The organism is Alkalibacterium sp. AK22, from assembly GCF_000585255.1.
Lineage (GTDB): Bacteria > Bacillota > Bacilli > Lactobacillales > Carnobacteriaceae_A > Alkalibacterium.
This window is the reverse complement of sequence record NZ_JANL01000034.1, coordinates 26953-43146: the sequence shown is the minus strand read 5'-3', so window position 1 is coordinate 43146 and position 16194 is coordinate 26953. Positions and strand designations below refer to the sequence as shown.

The window sequence follows — 16194 nt, the reverse complement described above, 5'->3', positions numbered from 1 at the left end:
CGCAAATCCACTTTCCGCGGCAACTCCATCCACCTTCTCTCCCACTTGCGCCGCAAATCCATTTTCCGCGGCAACTCCATCCACCTTCTCCTCCACTTGCGCCGCAAATCCAGTTTCCGCGGCAACTCCACCCACCTTCTCCCCCACTTGCGCCGCAAATCAAGTTTCCGCGGCAACTCCGCCCACCTTCTCCCCCACTTGCGCCGCAGCTTCTAAAATTCCCAATTGTTCAGCCATTCAACCAGAGCGGTTAAAGGAAGGCAGCTGTACAGCTGCCTCACCTCTTTCTGTTTAAACCATCGCATCATATCCAGTGACTTCTGTTAGCAAGCTCACTGTTTTTGTACAAAGAAAAAAGAGGACCGAAGTCCTCTTTTCCGCTTTTTTAATAGTCTCTTGGCTGCTTTCAGGAAGCAAGAGCCTGACCTTTTTTTTGCATCTCGTACATTTCGGCATAAGCGCCGTTCTGATCGAGCAGGCGCTCGTGGGTGCCGCGCTCAACGATTTCCCCTTGATCTAGAACAAGAATCTGGTCGGCATGCTGAATCGTTGACAGGCGGTGTGCGATAATGAACGTTGTACGTCCTTCTTTAAGCACATTCATGGCATGCTGGATGATTTCTTCTGTTTCAGTATCGATTGAGGAGGTGGCTTCATCCAGGATCAAAATCTTGGGATTAAAAGCCAGCGCCCGGGCAAAGGAGATTAGCTGACGCTGACCGGAACTAAGCGTACTCCCTTTTTCAACAACCGGTTCATCAATGCCTTTCTCAAATTTGTCAAGCAAGTCTTCTCCTCCCACATCCTTGAGAGCTTTGGTTGCTTCCTTTTTGGTGATTGCGGGATTGTCCATGGTGATGTTTGAATAAATCGAGCCGGTGAACAAGAAAGGATCTTGAAGAACAATACCCATTTCTTCCCGCACAGACTGTCTGGAATAATGCTTAGTGTTTTGCCCGTCAACAGTAATTTTTCCCGTCTGCGGATCATAGAAGCGGAAGAGCAGATTCATGATTGAACTTTTACCAGAACCGGTATGCCCGACAAGAGCAATGGTCTGACCTGGCTCAGCTTCAAAGTCAATACGCTTCAGCACATCTTTTTCTTCCGTGTAACCGAAAGTGACCTGATCAAAGCGGACCCGGCCTTCCTTGACGGATAATTCAGCCTTGGGATTGTCTTCCTTGTTCATGTCCATCAGTTCAAAGACCCGATCCCCGGCAGCAATGGCCTGCTGGACGAAAGCCATCTGCTGGATGATACCTTTAATTGGCTCATAGAGTCGGCTAATATAGTCGCCAAACAAAAACAGCATCCCTACGGATACTCCCAGCATCCCGTTGATGTACTGGGTACTGAAGTAGACCATCAAAAGCAGCAAGGACAGACGGCGCAGGAAGTCGGCAAAAGTCCACTGAAAGGCGGAATCCAAAATGACATACTTGCGCATCACCTCGTACCACTTTTCGTTGATTTCTTCGAATTCTCCACTGATCCGGTCTTCCTGTCCGAACGCTTGGACAATCTGCATCCCCTGAATCGATTCGTTCAGCTTGCCATTGATGTCCGAGTTCAGCTCACGCTCCTTGCGGTGAAAGGCCCGCGCGTACTTGGTATAAAATTTGTTCCAGAAATACATCAGCGGAATCAGCACTAAAAGCGCCAGAGCCAGTCCCTGATGAAAAATGGCAATAGCTGTATAGGCCCCAATGACATAAAAAACGTTGATTAGAATCTGTCCAACGGTGGCAACATAAAACTGCTGTCTCAGACTTTCTGTATCATTAGTAATGCGGGCTACGATTTTTCCGGCCGGTTGGTCGTCAAAATAGCTGATCGGCAGCTCCTGAACGTGCCGGTAAAGCTGATCTCTCAAGATCTTAATAATTCCATTAGCTGCCCGCATACGGTAAAGAGCGGATATATAGCGGGTAATGACGGTCGAGACCATCAAACCGAAGTAGATCGCAATCAGCCAGACCAGCACCTCCGTAACCGCTTCACCTTCAGCGGCAGCAGGCGTAATCACTTGGTCAATCACTCGCTGGGCAATGATGGGTGCTCCCAAGTCAGTGACCATGGACAGCATAACCAGACCGATCCCAATCGCAAAATGAAGTTTAAAGTATTTCATGTAGGATAGTAGCCGTTTGACGGTTCTCATCAGTGGTCCCTCCTTTTGTATGGATCAGTTTTTTCTATTTTATGGTCATCCGTGTATTCCTTTATTTCTTGCTTACTGAACTGTTCAAAATACCAGCCGTTAAGTCGGATCAGTTCGTCATGTGTTCCGCGCTCAATGATTCTGCCGTTTTCCAAAACGATGATTTCATCGGCTTCCTTGACTGCTGAGAGCCGGTGCGTGGAGATGATGGTGGTCTTGCCCGCGCGCACCTGCTGGATATTGTGAATAATTGACTGCTCTGTCTTGGCGTCTACTGCGGACAATGAATCATCAAGTATCAGAATTTGCGGATCTTTCAGCAAGGCCCGGGCAATGGATATACGCTGCTTCTGACCGCCCGAAATCGATACCCCTTTTTCGCCAATCATCGTATCCAGACCTTTGGCCATCTTGTCCAGATCTGCTTCAAAAGCGGCCAGACGGATACTCTCCAGTATGTCATTATCCGAGGCGCCTTCTTTCCCAAAGGCGATGTTATCACGGACACTGCGACTGAACAGAACATGGTCCTGTGGAACATAGCCAATCAGTTTTCTTAAAGACGGATCCTGGTATTCGGCATACGCCCGCGAACCCATGTCAAAGGTTCCTGATCCCATTGGGAATTGGTTCAGCAACTGGCGAATCAGGGTGGTCTTGCCTGAACCCGTCTTGCCCACAATCCCCAGCGTCTTGCCTTTATCCAGAGACAAGTCGATGTCATCCAGATTGATTGTTTCGCTGCCACCATAACGGAAAGTAAACTGGTCAAAGTGGAAATCGTCGACGGCCTTTGCTTCGACCTGTCCTTTGAAATCCAGGTCATCGGTCGTCAGCGAGATATCCTCAATCCGGCGCATCGATGCACTGCCTTGTCTGAGGATCAGAACCAGTTCTGAAACGGAAATAATCGGCCAAATCATCATGCCTAAATACATCTGAAAAGCGACAATATCGCCGACAGACAAGACCCCTTGAGCAACAAGAACAGCGCCGTAACTGAGCGCAATCATAATGCTGAGTCCCTCAAAAGCTTTTACGGTAGGCGAAAAAATCGCTGCAATTTCTGATACGCGGTTATTTTTCTTCAGTAGACCGCTCGTTTGATCTTTGAATTTGTCTATAAAATGTTCTTCCTTGACATAGGCGCGGATTACGCGCATACCGTCAATCATCTCTAGCACATCATCATTCACTGACGAGAAAGATTTCTGGGCAATTTCGTAGGCCTTATCCACTTGGGCTCCTTTTACCTTAATGACGTAGGCCATTGGTGCCAACGGCAAAACGGCTGCCAAAGTCAGACCCCAGTTGACCGACACCCCCATCATGATGACCAGGGTCGCGGTGAAGCCCGTGGCACTCATCAGAACAAGCATACCGTAGCCAGCTGTATCAGCTAGTGCACTCGTATCCTGAGTTGACCGGGCCATCAGATCGCCTGTACGGAACTTTTCAAAATAAGGGGCCCGCATTCTAAGGAAGTGGTGCATTAGTTTGCTGCGCATCTGCTTCTGCAGCTTGTAGGCTCCGGAAAAAAGGCCGTAGCCCCAAAGAAAATCCAGAGCATAGGTAATAAAGACTAGAGCCCCGAACTGCAGGCTGTATGTCATCAGCAGGTCGCGGTTCATTTCCCCGGTTATGATGGCGTCAATAAACCGGCCAATAATATAAGGAATAATCACCGCAAAGATATTGGATACGGCTAAAGCGATAAAAGAAATAATATACTGCCACTTGTTTTCTTTAAAGAAAAATTTTAACTTTATTAGTACTTCAAACATTCAATCAAACCTTTCACAAAAAAAGACAGTCTACCCCAATAGAGAATAGACTGTCCAGAAATTTATTTGCCTCACTGTCAGGAACATGTTCTATTGTAGATGAGAAGAGGCGGCTTAGACAGCAGTCTTAAAGCTGAATCTTGCCGCTATGCAGTTGGTGTCGTATGAATCATTGATTAATGCCTGCATGATGCACAGCCCCTTTCTCTTTGTCAATTTCTGACATCTTTTTGTCTTTTAAACTATACACCTAAATAAATGCCTTTACAAGACAAATAGAACAAAGTTAGCATATATATCGCAAAAAAGCGATGCCTATTGTTTGAACAGGCTTTCATCCCCTGTATCAAACAGTAAGTATCGCTGTGCTGCTGTATCTTCTGACCATTTTTATAGCAAGCTGTCATAACCCTGCTTTATGTCCGGCCTTTATGCTGTTAAACAGACCATACTGTGCTTTCACTTCCTACATGCCAAAGGTGGCCCGTCATGGTGAATAGCTTAGACCCGCTCATACAGCTCGATCAGCTCTTCAGCCAAATCGCGGTAAGTCATGGCGTTCATCAGATGATCCTGTGCATGCACCATCAGCAGATTCAGTTCCACAGACTCACCCGACGCTTCCCTGCTTAGAAGGCTCATCTGCACTTGATGCGCTTTGCTGATGGAAGCATCAGCCTGCTTCAGCTTTTGCTGAGACTGTTCAAATCTGCCCTTTTTAGCCGCCTGAACAGCTTCCATCGCACTGCTGCGCGCATCCCCGCCATGCATAATCAACGTCATGACCGTTTCCATACTGTTTTCCTTGCTACTTTTGCCTTCGCTCATTTTGCACCTCCCGCTTCACTGATCAGTCAAGCAGTGCCAGCGCACTGTCCAGGACATTTTCCCCATTCATGGTGCCATAATCCTTCATATTAATGATGTCGATTGCAATATCATACTTTGCTGCTTTCTGACGGAACTTGTCTTTCATATAACGGACCTGCGGGCCCAACAGCATGATATCCACCGGTCTTGTTTCTAGCTTGGTTTCCGCTTCACTGGCAGAAACAGCAAAAATATCTGCATCAATTCCCTTTTCTTCTGCCGCTTTTTTCATTTTGGAAACCAGCATGCTTGTAGACATCCCTGCTGAACACACCAGCATGATTCCTTTCGTTGCCATCACAATTCCCCCTATACTATGATTGAACAGACTGAACGCTCCAGACCTGTCCTTCCTGTATTTCATCATACACCTATCAGAAAACCTTGTCCACTGTGCCCTATTTTGTCACTTTTTTTAAAGCAACACGGTGCGCATGGAAGCCGTTAGTGCTGCTGCCTGATGTCCTCCAGTATCTGGTGCACTGTCCGGGACAGCTCCTGATTCCTAACTTTCAGACTGTGGTTGTCCGGTGCAGACGGCTCTTCTATTAAATCAGCAAAGGCCTTGGCTTCCCATTTTAGCGGGTTCGGGGCAGCAGAGTCCAGCTCTACTGGCGTTACTTGTTTCGAGCACGCATCGAGCCAGCTGGCTTTGGACAAGCCGGTAACAGCGTCAAGAATTAGCGTCCGGTCTTCCCCGTACACTTCCACCGAATGCATTGACGTGTTAATTTTCCCATAATGAAGGGTCACGTCAAAACTGTCGTAGCGTAAGACAACCGTTCCTTTTCCGTCTACTCCTGTTTTGATCTGCTGCGAGAAAGCATGAACCGACTTGGGCTCTCCAAACCAGGCCACGGCCGCATAGATGACGTAAATCCCCAGATCATTGGCGGCACCTCCTGCAAAGCGTGGAGAAAAGATGGGTGGCTCTTCCCCGCTTTTGACCTGATCATACCGGGAAGAGTATTTGCTGTAGGTCAGGGAAGCACCCAGGACTTCAGGTATTGTACGAATCACCTGAGTGATATGGATAAAGTTTGGTTCGTAGATATGCCGGGCAGCTTCCACGACTACTTTCCCCTGCTTCTCTGCCAGCTTTATCAGCTGATCCCAGTCTTTTGACCTTGTCACCATTGGTTTTTCCACTATGGCATGCTTCTCATGCTTCAGCACTTCGACCGCTTGAGGATAATGCAGACTGTTGGGCGAAGCAATATACACGACATCGATTTCTGAATCTTCCAGCATCTGTGTCAAATCAGTATAAGCCTTTTTCGAACGGTACGCTTTCTTGAATTCTTCCGCTTTAACTTGTGAACGTGAATATACTGCCTCGAGTGTATAGCGGCCGCTTTCAATCGCCGCTTCGATAAACTGTTTAGTGATCATGCTTGTTCCAATTGTTGCTAACCTCAATGCTGCCATGTGCCATTCTCCTCTACCTGTTGGTACTGCATTCTTTTTCCAGTCACTTGTCTGACCGTTACGCTCTAAGTCTGCAGCGCTTATTCAAATAACTGAATCTGTTTATTATTTGAGTGTGATTGAAACAATTTCCGGCCGGTTATTTACCCGAACAGGAAAAGTAGAATTACCCAGACCTCTCGATACCACCATTTTGCGCAGCCGATCTGTCTTGTACACAAACACACCGTAGTCATACTGAGGCAGCAAGCCTTGGCCAGGTGCAAACAGTCCCCCAAAATAAGGGACCCTAACTTGACCTGCGTGAGTATGTCCGCTCAGGACCAGAGCCGGTGCCTTAGTCCGGTCGTCCATATACTCTTCAAAGTATTCCGGACGGTGAGCCAGCAGAATCTTAGGCAGCCTTTCCATGTCAGCAGACAGTTCGATGTGTTTCAAGGCAGGCTTGGGTAGATTGGTCCGATTTCTGCTTTCCGACAAACCCATGAGTACCAGACTTTCCTTTCCGTCTGTTCCCCTAAGCACTTCCGCCTCATTATCTAGAAGACGAACTCCTGCCTTGGTCAGAATCTCTTTAAACTGATCCTGTTTGCCGCTGCCGATATCGTGATTGCCTGTTACTGCATAGGTCGGTGCGATTTGACTGCACAGCTCTGCAAAATGCTTTAAAAGCGTATCGTTTAGATCTTTCATACCGGCCTGTACCAGGTCTCCAGTAAGCAGGATCATATCCGGCTGCTGCGCTTTTGTTTTTGAAATCACTGTTTCAACATAACTTTTGTTCGTTTTGCTGCGTAAGTGCAGATCTGTCAGGTGAACGATTCTTTTCCCTTTAATGGCCGCGGCAAGCTTTGGCACAGTGATTTCATATTCGGACACCTCAATCAGGTAATTTTGGACATAAAGATAAACACAAGCTGTAATCAGTAGTGACACAACAATCCATATCATATTTCTTCCTCCCGCTACTGTACGTTTTAAATGGTAACACTATTGTATCATAGAACAAGAGCGGAAAGACTCTCTCAGCTTGCATGGAGAAGAAATAATTCTGCCCACCTGATATGACCCCTTACTGAGTGCTTAGCCGCTCTTTTGGCCTCAACCTTTGCCCTGCTGATCAGACTAAAAGCAAGATGAATCCCTACTCAGCTTGTTTGTGAGCTTGTGCGTATTGGCCGGCAAAAAAGAAGCCAGAAGATCTTCACAGTCTTCCTGGCTTCTCTGTCAGTTTTTGTAATAGCGTAAATGTTCAAATGAAATGGACCGAATCATTTTTCTTTCCCCGGGATCCTCCTCCACAAGCGAAACAGAAGCCGTGTTCATTTGAAACAAATCATCCCATTGCATGTGATAGCGGTTAAGGATTAGATCTAGCGGACAGTCCAGTTCCCCGTCAGCATTTTCAATCAGTTCATTGTCCCTGATCAGCAGTTCCCTAGATTCCGTCGGCGTGTCAATCACGTAGACGAATCGCCTTTTCAGCTTGCTCATGTCATCCCTACTTCCTTAAGTACACTTTCTATTAATAGGGCCATTCGTGTGCTTCCTATCATTGCTATACCCTGATTATACAAGACTCATTCTGCCATGTCTGTGTCTGAATTAAGGCGATTTTAAGAAGGATTTTAGCCATATTTATGACATAATCCGGGAATTCCATCCGGTTTAAGATGGATTTTACTCTTCAATTATCATCCAGTTCATTTGCTGTTACTGTATACTTACCCCACCATTGTGAAATTTTAATCTTAGTTATGTTTGCCGTAGTATTTCCCTTGCTCAAAAGCGCAGGCTAGCTGGATAACTGATTTTATTTTAACAAATAATCAGTTATCCAGCTTACCGCTTTCTTAGTTATTCCCAATTAAGACTGACACCGTTCTGAACCGTTAGATAAACGATCACGAGACGTCCCGTCAGTTATTTTATCACCTGAATAGGTGAGTATCCGTCTGAAAAAGTTCTTCAAAAAATAAAAACGTTTTCTTTGATTTTATTCCAAAATAACTGTTGTATTTTAGAGTTATGTCAATTAGAATGAGAGACATCACATTTTCTCACTTATTTTTAATTTAAGCGGGTATATTTTGGAGGAGAGGATTTATATGCAACAAAAAAGAGAACAGTGGGGTTCCCGCTGGGGATTTATTCTGGCAGCCATGGGGTCTGCCGTTGGTTTAGGTAATATCTGGCGATTTTCATATGCCATGGGTGAAGGTGGAGGTTCAGCTTTCCTGATCATTTACCTAGTAAGTGTGTTAGTTATCGGCTTCCCTGTCATGCTGATTGAATTTTCGATTGGACGACGAACACAGACTGATGCGGTCGATGCTTTCAAGAAGCTCGCACCCAAATCAGGCTGGCTGGTTGCCGGCGGACTCGGCGTCCTGGCTGCTTTTCTGATTCTGTCTTTTTATGGTGTTATTGGCGGCTGGTCTCTTCGCTATATGTTTGAATATATGACCGGTGGAATCACGGGTGACCCTCAGGACTTTTTTGTTGGCTTTATCAGTGACCCTGCATCTCCTGTTTTCTGGCAGTTTGTCTTTATGGCTCTTACCGTCGGTATCGTCTTTTTAGGGGTTCAAAAAGGAATCGAATTATCCAGCAAAGTCATGATGCCGGTACTGAGTATCCTTTTAATCGGACTGGCTGCTTACAGCCTGACACTAGGTGGAGCAGAGGAAGCCTTCGCTTTCATGTTCCAGCCTGACTGGGACGCTTTCACTGATCCGAGTGTCTATATTTCAGCGATGGGACAGGCGTTCTTTACTTTAAGCCTGGGAATGGGTGCTATGCTGACTTATGCGAGCTATCTGGATCCTGAAGAACGCCTGACCTCTTCTGCAGCCATCATTATTGTACTGGATACGCTGTTTGCTCTTGTGTCAGGTCTGGTTATATTCCCAGCCCTGTTCGCTTTTGGTCTGGATCCTTCAGAAGGTGCTGGTCTGGTCTTCATGGTTCTTCCTAATATCTTTGAAGCCCTGGGAGGCATCGGTACGCTCGCCGGAGTTGTTTTCTTTGTTCTTCTTTCAATGGCTGCCTTGTCTTCTGCTATCTCGCTTCTGGAAGTCGCTGTCGCTTATTTTATGCGACGTCTGAATGCGTCGCGTAAAGCAATGACACTCGTTGTCGGCCTAGTGATTTTTCTTCTGGGCGTACCGTCTTCATTAAGTCAGGGAGCGATGGACATCACTATTTTAGGTGACTCTTTCCTTGACTTTATGGATGCCTTTACTGGTAATTTAGTTCTGCCACTCGGTGGACTTATCATGGTCCTGTTTGTGGGCTGGACTTGGACGAAGAAAGAAATTCTTGATCACGGTGACGTCGCCGATCAGTCCTGGGGACCGCTTTATGTCCTGACTGCAAAATTTGTTGCTCCCGTCGCTATCCTGCTTGTATTGATTATTGGCATGATCAACTGGTAAGAAGCAACAATCATAGAAAAAGGTACCCCGTCTATAATGCAGACGGGGTACCTTTTTCCTGTTTTTAATTGCTTCATCAACTTGTTTCAGTCAACTTCAGCAGGCTTTCACTTTACTGATCCAGTGGATCATTTGCTTCGATACTTGCATGCGCATCATTCTTGGCTGTTTCTTTATCTATTTTTTGGTCTGCGCGTTCCAGCTGTTTTCTGGCGAAATCGCGGCCACCTAGGCCAAAAGAAATAGCAAAGGCAACGGACAGTCCTCCAATAATAAACAGGAAGGCAAAGGTTACGATATTTGAACCAAACTCAAGCTGATCCAGAGCCATAAAGACAGCAAATACAATTAGAATATACTTGACTGTAAGGCCGGCAAATGGGCTACCTGTTGCATTTTTAATACCTGAAGCAAGCGCCTGTCCTCCAACGAAAGCCACCGCAATAATTATGGCGGCAAACAGAACGTTTGGCAAGTAAGCAATGAACGCTGCTACGATTGTATTGAGCATAGCCAGATTCAAGACATTTAGTGCTTCAACGAGGAAAAACAGAACAATCAGCAGGCTGACTAGCTGTCCAGCAATTTTAGCCAGGTCGATATTCACGTTTCCTGATTTTTTCAGGTAAGAAGAATACCGGTTGAAGCCAGTGCCTCTGAGCAGATCGGTTATGATATCCTTGGCAAATTTTGCCAGGACAATACCGATTGTCAATAGAACAATGGCAACCAGGATGTTTGGAATCGCCTGTAGAATGGTGTTCAGTACATCACTGACAGGCTGAGCGATTGTGTCAATATTCAGTACATCCAGAGCAACCAGAATGATTGGTACGATGATAATAAAGTACACGATATTGGCTAATACGGACGCCAGTGTGCCCTTGTTTTCTTCTACTGCTTCGGTATCGACTCCGGAAATTTTATCCAGAAAACGGTCAAGATTAGCAGCTACAGCTAAATTGTAAATCAGATTTTTAACCAGTCTGGCAGCAAAGAAACCGAGGAATAAGATTACAGCTGCTGAGATGATATTCGGCAGGAAGGACAGGGCATTATCCAGCATGTTCTGGATGGGCTGACCTATGGCTTCTAGACCAAATGTATAAAAAATGCCTGGTAAAAAGAGGACCCAGACTAAGAAATAGCCGACTTTACCTAACGCATTGATGAGGGCGTGTCCCTGTTCTTCTGTATTGGCTGCCCCCCATTTCTGCAGGCGACTTGCTACACCAGCAGCCTTCAGTCCTTTACTGATTGCTTTCATTACCAAAGTCGCTACGACCCACGCTGCGACGATAAGTAATATTCCCATGACCAGTCGTGGAAGAAACTCTAAAAAACTGTCCAGTCCGCGCTGGAAGGAATCTCCAACATTGTTCATACACATTCTCTCCTTTTTCTTTTATTCTTACTCTCCAAGTATAGTAGTAGGGTTAAAAAAGGACAAATGATATGCATCAGTGCTGTAAATATATAAATGAATTCTCTAGCTAATCATATAAGTAAAGAACATTCCCCCTTGAGGAATGTTCTTTACTTGTCAATATTATTAGTTTAGTGAGATTAGCGTATACCTTGTATCTTCGAGAGCCTGGCTTAATTCCGCTTCGGATAGTCCTACTTGAGACGTCACGGTCACTTCTTTGGCATCCAGCTATACCTCTACTTTCTCAACACCTTTTACTTGAGTAAATGCTGCTTTGACTGCGTTTGCACATCCCTGGCAGCTCATGCCCTCAACGATGGCTGTGTCTTTCATATAAACACTCTCCTCTATCAATTGCGATCAGCTGGCTACAGCTGTCTCTGCCGAAGTGGGCTGAAAATTTTTCAGACGCAGGGCATTCAGCAGAACCGATACGGAACTGAAACTCATCGCTGCTGCTGCAAAGACGGGATTCAATAGGGGTCCGCCTAACAAAAACAGCAGACCCATGGCGATGGGTATACCGATAATATTATAGGCAAAGGCCCAAAACAGGTTCTGCTTGATATTTTTCAAGGTATCTTCACTCAGTTCAATCGCTGTCAGCACTTCCTTGACATCGCTTCTCATCAGTACAACATCTGCCGATTCAACAGCGACATCGGTACCGGAGCCGATTGCAATCCCAATGTCTGACTGAGCCAGTGCCGGCGCATCATTGATGCCGTCACCGACCATGGCGACTTTCTTGCCTTCTGCCTGAAGTTTCTTAACTTCATTTGCTTTGTCCTCAGGAAGAACGTCGCTCAACACACGGTCAATCCCTGCTAATTCAGCCACAGCCTTGGCGGTCCGTGTGTTGTCTCCTGTGATCATCGCCACCTCTATGCCCCGCTTCTGCAAGGCTTGAATGGTTTCCTTGCTGTTTTCCTTGAGCGTGTCGGCCACAGCTATCAGTCCTTCAACCTTCCCGTCAATCGCCAGATACATCGGAGTTTTTCCTTCATCTGCCAAGCGGTCCGCTTGCTCTTTTAGGGAGTGATAGTCTAGTTTCTGTTCGGTCATCAGCTTTTTGTTTCCAAAGAAAATTGTCTTGGCCTCAACAACAGCTTTCAATCCCTGGCCTGGAATCGCTTCAAAGTCAGAAGCCTCTTGCGCATCGATCCCTTTGTCTTCCGCTTCTTTGACAATGGCCTCTCCAAGCGGGTGTTCACTTCCCTTTTCAGCAGAAGCCGCGATTTTGAGCAGCCTATTTTCTGAAACTGTTGCTTGCTGAGATAAAACGGTGTCGGTCACTACTGGTTTGCCTTCAGTCAGTGTTCCTGTCTTGTCAAACACGACCGTCTGGATATTATGAATGCTTTCCAGTGCATCCCCACTTTTGATGAGGACGCCATGTTCCGCTCCCTTTCCGGTCCCGACCATAATGGCCGTCGGAGTGGCCAGTCCCAGTGCACAAGGACAGGCAATCACGAGAACAGATATCAGAATAGTCAGCGCAAAGACGAAACTCTGTCCGGCAATCAGCCAGACCACTCCGGAAATGAACGCCAGGGCCATGACGATCGGTACAAAGTAACCGGTGATAATATCTGCCAGCTTGGCAATCGGTGCCTTTGATCCCTGGGCTTCTTCTACGAGCTGAATGATTTGAGATAAGGTGGTGTCCTTGCCTACTTTCGTCGCCCTGTAGTCAATCGAGCCGTTTTTATTTATGCTGGCTCCAATGATACTGTCTCCTTCTGCCTTTTCAACCGGCATGCTTTCTCCAGTCAGCATGGCTTCGTCTACAGCTGTCCGTCCTTTGATGATTACCCCATCCACTGGCATCTTTTCTCCCGGCCGCACACGGACAATATCTCCCGGGGCAACTTCTTCAATGCCTACTTCTTCCTCTTTGCCCTTATGCACGATTCGCGCTGTTTTAGGGGCCAAATCCATCAGTTTCTGAATGGCTTCTGACATCCGGCCTTTGGACCGTTCTTCGAGGTATTTGCCCAGGGTATGAAAAGCCAAAATCACCGCCGCTGTCTCATAGTAGAGCATCATAGCCAGATCTGCACCGTTGAACATGATGGCGTAAGTCGCTCCCAGGCTGTACATAAAGGCTGCTACAGTCCCTAGAGAAATAAGCGAGTTCATATTTGGATGACCTTTGGATAGGGTCTTGAATCCTTGCTGAAAGTATGGCCGCCCGTGCCACATAACCGGCAAGGTCAACAGAAGCTGGGCTACCGCATAGCGGACCGGATACACCATATGATCAATAACAGCGGGTATGCCGATACCCACCATGGGGGCCATCGAAATATAGAACAGTGGGATGGTGAACAGAGCAATCAGAATAGTCCGTCTTTTAATTATGTCTTCTTTCGATTCTTCCGGCTCTTGAACGCCTTCTTCTGTCTGCGATTTTCCCTCGCCACGTGGAACAGCCTTGTAGCCTGTCTGGCTGATGGCATCCGCTATGTCTCTGACCGATACAGTCAGCGGATCATAGGTGGCTGTCAGTTTCTCAGCGGCCAGATTAACTGAAGCTGATTCCATTCCGTTCAGTTTGCCCGCTGTTTTTTCAACCGTTGCCGAGCAGGATGCGCAGGTCATTCCTTCAATATCAAAGGTTTTTGTGACCATCTGCGGCATGACTAGCTGATAGCCCGTGGCATCCATCTGTTTTTCAAGTGTTTGCGGGTCGAATACAGCTTCATCCACTTCGAGGGTCAGTTTTTCTGCCGCCAAGTTGACAGTCGCCTGCTTGACGCCTTCTACTTTGCTTGCCGTTTTTTCAACCATAGCCGAACAGGACGCACAAGTCATGCCCTCTACTGGATAAGTTTGCTTACTCATCATCTCTTCCTCCTAATGTCTACAAGAACACTGCCCTGGTGTGCAGTTACATGCTACTTCAGTGGGTGCTGTTTTTTTCTTTTCTTTAATAAGTTGTTCCAGTTCGCTTAAATCACTTTGACTGAGAACACTGTCTTCCATCATCATTTTAATCGTGCTGCCTACTTTTTTTGTGCAGACTTGGGATAAAAGAGCATCTGCCGCCTCTTTTACACTGCTTTCTTCTGAGATCGCCGGATAGTAGTCGAATTGACGGCCTCGGGATTCTGTTTTCAGCATGCCTTTTTTTACCAGCCGGCCAAGCAATGTTTTGGTTGTTGCCAGTTTCCACTGCCTTTTATCTTCTAAAACAGCTCCTATGTCTTTGCTAGTAATTGGGTGCGTGGTCCATACAACACGCATCACTTCCCATTCAGCCTCTGAAATATGCTTTTCCTGCATGCTCTCACTCCTTTTTGTTTACAATTGTAATCGTAATTTCTAATTTAAGTTTACAACTGTAATCGTAATAAGTCAACCCTTCCTTTCTTTTTTGGGATACAGGCTGTTTATTTCTATCCAACAAAATAAAGCTTTCTTCATAGTGAAGAAAGCTTTTTACAGGCTCATCTACGGTTACAGGCTGATCAGCAGTGGCACTTAAAGGACATAAGTCCCTTTCCCGCTTGACGGCTAGTTTTATTACTCGTTAATATCACTCTATACCCGGTGATACAGTGTACCATTTAGTCTTCTATATACATATAACGGTCTGGCTTGCGGTCAAAATAGAACACACCGACCCCACCGATACCCAGATGGGCAGCGAGTACGGCTCCGATATCGAAAATCTGCGTGGATACCTCCGGCAATGCTTCTTTGACCATGGCTTCAAGCATGCGGGCGGTTTGAGGATCATTGACATGACTGATTGTTATCAGCTGATCATTGAAGCTTCCCACCCCTTTTTTGACATCCTTGATGATTCGCTTGTATATCCGGTCCTGACCCCGAACAAGTTTTTTCAAGTAAATGCCTGTATCGTTCACGGACAAGTAGGGTTTGATGTTTAAGGCATCCCCCGCTGCACCCGCTGCTTTAGGCAGACGCCCACCTTTTACGAGCCATTTTAAATTATTGAGCGTGAAATGATATTGAATATGCTTGGTATTGTCGATTGTCTGGCTCACAATCCTATCAAAGTCTTCACTTCTGCTGGCCATTTCCATTGCCTGCAAAGCCAGCAAAGCGCCTCCACCGGACCCACCTTTGGAGTCGATAACCGCAATATTCATGTCCGGATGTTCTTGCTTGTAAGTATCGACTGTAGACTGGGCCACCTGGTATGTACCGGAAAACTGACTGTAGATGGTTATATAAATAACGTCTTCTCCCCGCTCTCGGCAGGCATCAAGATTTTCTAAAATCGTCCTAGGAGAAACTTGGGAGGTTTTCGGAAGTACACCTTCTTTCATATAGTCATGTACCTTTTCCAGCGAAATTTCAACCTGGTCCAGATAATCGGTTTCGTCGATAATCACACTCAGCGGCAGAAAACCATAGTCATAGTGCTCTTTCATATAAGCGTTCTGGTCTATTCCAGAATCAATCAGTACTCTTATCATTGATTTCTCCTCATTTTTCATCGTTTATTCTGACAGTATCGCCTGAACTTCAGTTGCACTCAGTTTATCAGGGTAGAATCGATTCCATACCTTTTCCAAGTGGTCCGGTGAACAGGTTCCATAAATTTTTACGAGACGGTCTCTCCATTCCCGAAGCAGCTGATGTGATGGGGGCATTTCTGCCTGCCGCTTATGTTGTCCGTCTAAATCATCCGCTCTTGGTTCAGCTGACAGATGCTGTTTATGTTTCACCGCTTCTGCAACTTCTTCAGGTATGACCAACAGAACGCTTTTGTTCGTTTTAGCTGCAAACAAGAAACCTTTTTGGAACAGAGGGAACAACCCTCTCACTGCATCTAAATGTTCAAGCTCAAAGATACGTTCCTCGCCTGTCACAAGGGTCCTAACCACTTCTTCCAGCACTTCCTGGTAGATCGTTTGTGCCTGTTTTATAATGGCTGGCGTTAACCTATCTACCTGCTTTTCTTTTGTCCAGCTACTCGAAATCATTAGACCATGGCCTTCCCCGATAGCCTTCAGTTTCGTTTTAGTATAGCCCTTAAGCAAAGCGTTTAAGCTGATTTCGTCTTTGGGCAGCCTGATTGTGTAGAGTGTTTCTTCTGACATGCAC

General features: G+C 46.2%; 14 protein-coding genes. 1 reads left to right on the top strand and 13 read right to left on the bottom strand.

Annotation, left to right across the window (positions count from 1 at the left end; genetic code table 11):
* Positions 1–406: 406 nt before the first annotated feature.
* The 7 genes from ADIAL_RS07170 to ADIAL_RS07140 all read right to left on the bottom strand — a co-directional run bounded on the left by ADIAL_RS07170 (position 407) and on the right by ADIAL_RS07140 (position 7740).
* On the bottom strand, positions 407–2167 hold the full coding sequence (locus ADIAL_RS07170) for an ABC transporter ATP-binding protein (protein WP_034301906.1): 1761 nt from the start codon (positions 2165–2167) through the stop codon (positions 407–409).
* Positions 2164–3948 carry an ABC transporter ATP-binding protein gene (locus tag ADIAL_RS07165; RefSeq protein WP_051503799.1) on the bottom strand — a complete coding sequence of 595 codons (1785 nt, stop codon included), beginning with the start codon at positions 3946–3948 and terminating at the stop codon, positions 2164–2166. Before ADIAL_RS07165 ends, ADIAL_RS07170 begins: the two co-directional genes overlap by 4 nt.
* A gap of 501 nt (positions 3949–4449) precedes the next feature.
* The gene (locus tag ADIAL_RS07160) at positions 4450–4776 is read right to left on the bottom strand and encodes a PTS lactose/cellobiose transporter subunit IIA (RefSeq protein ID WP_155849200.1); all 327 of its coding nucleotides are present in this window, start codon (positions 4774–4776) and stop codon (positions 4450–4452) included.
* 22 nt (positions 4777–4798) lie between these two features.
* Positions 4799–5116, bottom strand: coding sequence for a PTS sugar transporter subunit IIB (locus ADIAL_RS07155; protein WP_034301904.1), 318 nt, complete (start codon positions 5114–5116; stop codon positions 4799–4801).
* Between the two features lie 146 nt (positions 5117–5262).
* Positions 5263–6246: a Gfo/Idh/MocA family protein gene (locus ADIAL_RS07150; RefSeq protein ID WP_034301902.1), complete on the bottom strand. Its 984-nt coding sequence runs from the start codon at positions 6244–6246 to the stop codon at positions 5263–5265.
* Positions 6247–6351: 105 nt separating this feature from the next.
* Positions 6352–7197: a metallophosphoesterase gene (locus ADIAL_RS07145; RefSeq protein ID WP_034301900.1), complete on the bottom strand. Its 846-nt coding sequence runs from the start codon at positions 7195–7197 to the stop codon at positions 6352–6354.
* Positions 7198–7473: 276 nt separating this feature from the next.
* Positions 7474–7740 carry a hypothetical protein gene (locus tag ADIAL_RS07140; RefSeq protein ID WP_034301898.1) on the bottom strand — a complete coding sequence of 89 codons (267 nt, stop codon included), beginning with the start codon at positions 7738–7740 and terminating at the stop codon, positions 7474–7476.
* 614 nt (positions 7741–8354) lie between these two features.
* Here ADIAL_RS07140 and ADIAL_RS07135 point away from each other — a divergent pair.
* Positions 8355–9683 (top strand): sodium-dependent transporter, encoded by a 1329-nt coding sequence (locus ADIAL_RS07135; protein ID WP_034301896.1) that lies wholly within the window; start codon positions 8355–8357, stop codon positions 9681–9683.
* Positions 9684–9795: 112 nt separating this feature from the next.
* On the opposite strand, the gene ADIAL_RS07130 is transcribed toward ADIAL_RS07135, so the two are convergent.
* From ADIAL_RS07130 to ADIAL_RS07105, 6 genes are all read right to left on the bottom strand, one after another.
* Positions 9796–11067, bottom strand: a complete 1272-nt coding sequence (locus ADIAL_RS07130; protein WP_051503798.1) for a mechanosensitive ion channel — start codon at positions 11065–11067, stop codon at positions 9796–9798.
* Positions 11068–11340: 273 nt separating this feature from the next.
* Entirely contained in the window at positions 11341–11445 is a 105-nt protein-coding gene (locus ADIAL_RS11240) for a heavy-metal-associated domain-containing protein (RefSeq protein ID WP_081757747.1), read from the bottom strand.
* Between the two features lie 27 nt (positions 11446–11472).
* A complete protein-coding gene (locus ADIAL_RS07120; protein ID WP_034301894.1) occupies positions 11473–13959 on the bottom strand; it encodes a heavy metal translocating P-type ATPase in 2487 nt (828 codons plus the stop codon).
* A 12-nt stretch (positions 13960–13971) separates the two neighbouring features.
* Complete coding sequence (locus tag ADIAL_RS07115) at positions 13972–14400, bottom strand: CopY/TcrY family copper transport repressor (protein WP_034301892.1); 429 nt, start codon at positions 14398–14400, stop codon at positions 13972–13974.
* Between the two features lie 284 nt (positions 14401–14684).
* A complete protein-coding gene (locus tag ADIAL_RS07110; protein WP_034301889.1) occupies positions 14685–15563 on the bottom strand; it encodes a DegV family protein in 879 nt (292 codons plus the stop codon).
* Positions 15564–15587: 24 nt separating this feature from the next.
* Positions 15588–16190: a hypothetical protein gene (locus ADIAL_RS07105; protein ID WP_034301887.1), complete on the bottom strand. Its 603-nt coding sequence runs from the start codon at positions 16188–16190 to the stop codon at positions 15588–15590.
* Positions 16191–16194: the final 4 nt, after the last annotated feature.

Excerpts from the sequence above, each read along its gene's own strand:
- ADIAL_RS07165 (WP_051503799.1), bottom strand. The coding sequence starts at position 3,948 with ATGTTTGAAGTACTAATAAAGTTAAAATTTTTCTTTAAAGAAAACAAG.
- ADIAL_RS07160 (WP_155849200.1), bottom strand. The coding sequence starts at position 4,776 with ATGAGCGAAGGCAAAAGTAGCAAGGAAAACAGTATGGAAACGGTCATG.
- ADIAL_RS07155 (WP_034301904.1), bottom strand. The coding sequence starts at position 5,116 with ATGGCAACGAAAGGAATCATGCTGGTGTGTTCAGCAGGGATGTCTACA.
- ADIAL_RS07150 (WP_034301902.1), bottom strand. The coding sequence starts at position 6,246 with ATGGCAGCATTGAGGTTAGCAACAATTGGAACAAGCATGATCACTAAA.
- ADIAL_RS07145 (WP_034301900.1), bottom strand. The coding sequence starts at position 7,197 with ATGATATGGATTGTTGTGTCACTACTGATTACAGCTTGTGTTTATCTT.
- ADIAL_RS07140 (WP_034301898.1), bottom strand. The coding sequence starts at position 7,740 with ATGAGCAAGCTGAAAAGGCGATTCGTCTACGTGATTGACACGCCGACG.
- ADIAL_RS07135 (WP_034301896.1), top strand. The coding sequence starts at position 8,355 with ATGCAACAAAAAAGAGAACAGTGGGGTTCCCGCTGGGGATTTATTCTG.
- ADIAL_RS07130 (WP_051503798.1), bottom strand. The coding sequence starts at position 11,067 with ATGAACAATGTTGGAGATTCCTTCCAGCGCGGACTGGACAGTTTTTTA.
- ADIAL_RS11240 (WP_081757747.1), bottom strand. The coding sequence starts at position 11,445 with ATGAAAGACACAGCCATCGTTGAGGGCATGAGCTGCCAGGGATGTGCA.
- ADIAL_RS07120 (WP_034301894.1), bottom strand. The coding sequence starts at position 13,959 with ATGAGTAAGCAAACTTATCCAGTAGAGGGCATGACTTGTGCGTCCTGT.
- ADIAL_RS07115 (WP_034301892.1), bottom strand. The coding sequence starts at position 14,400 with ATGCAGGAAAAGCATATTTCAGAGGCTGAATGGGAAGTGATGCGTGTT.
- ADIAL_RS07110 (WP_034301889.1), bottom strand. The coding sequence starts at position 15,563 with ATGATAAGAGTACTGATTGATTCTGGAATAGACCAGAACGCTTATATG.
- ADIAL_RS07105 (WP_034301887.1), bottom strand. The coding sequence starts at position 16,190 with ATGTCAGAAGAAACACTCTACACAATCAGGCTGCCCAAAGACGAAATC.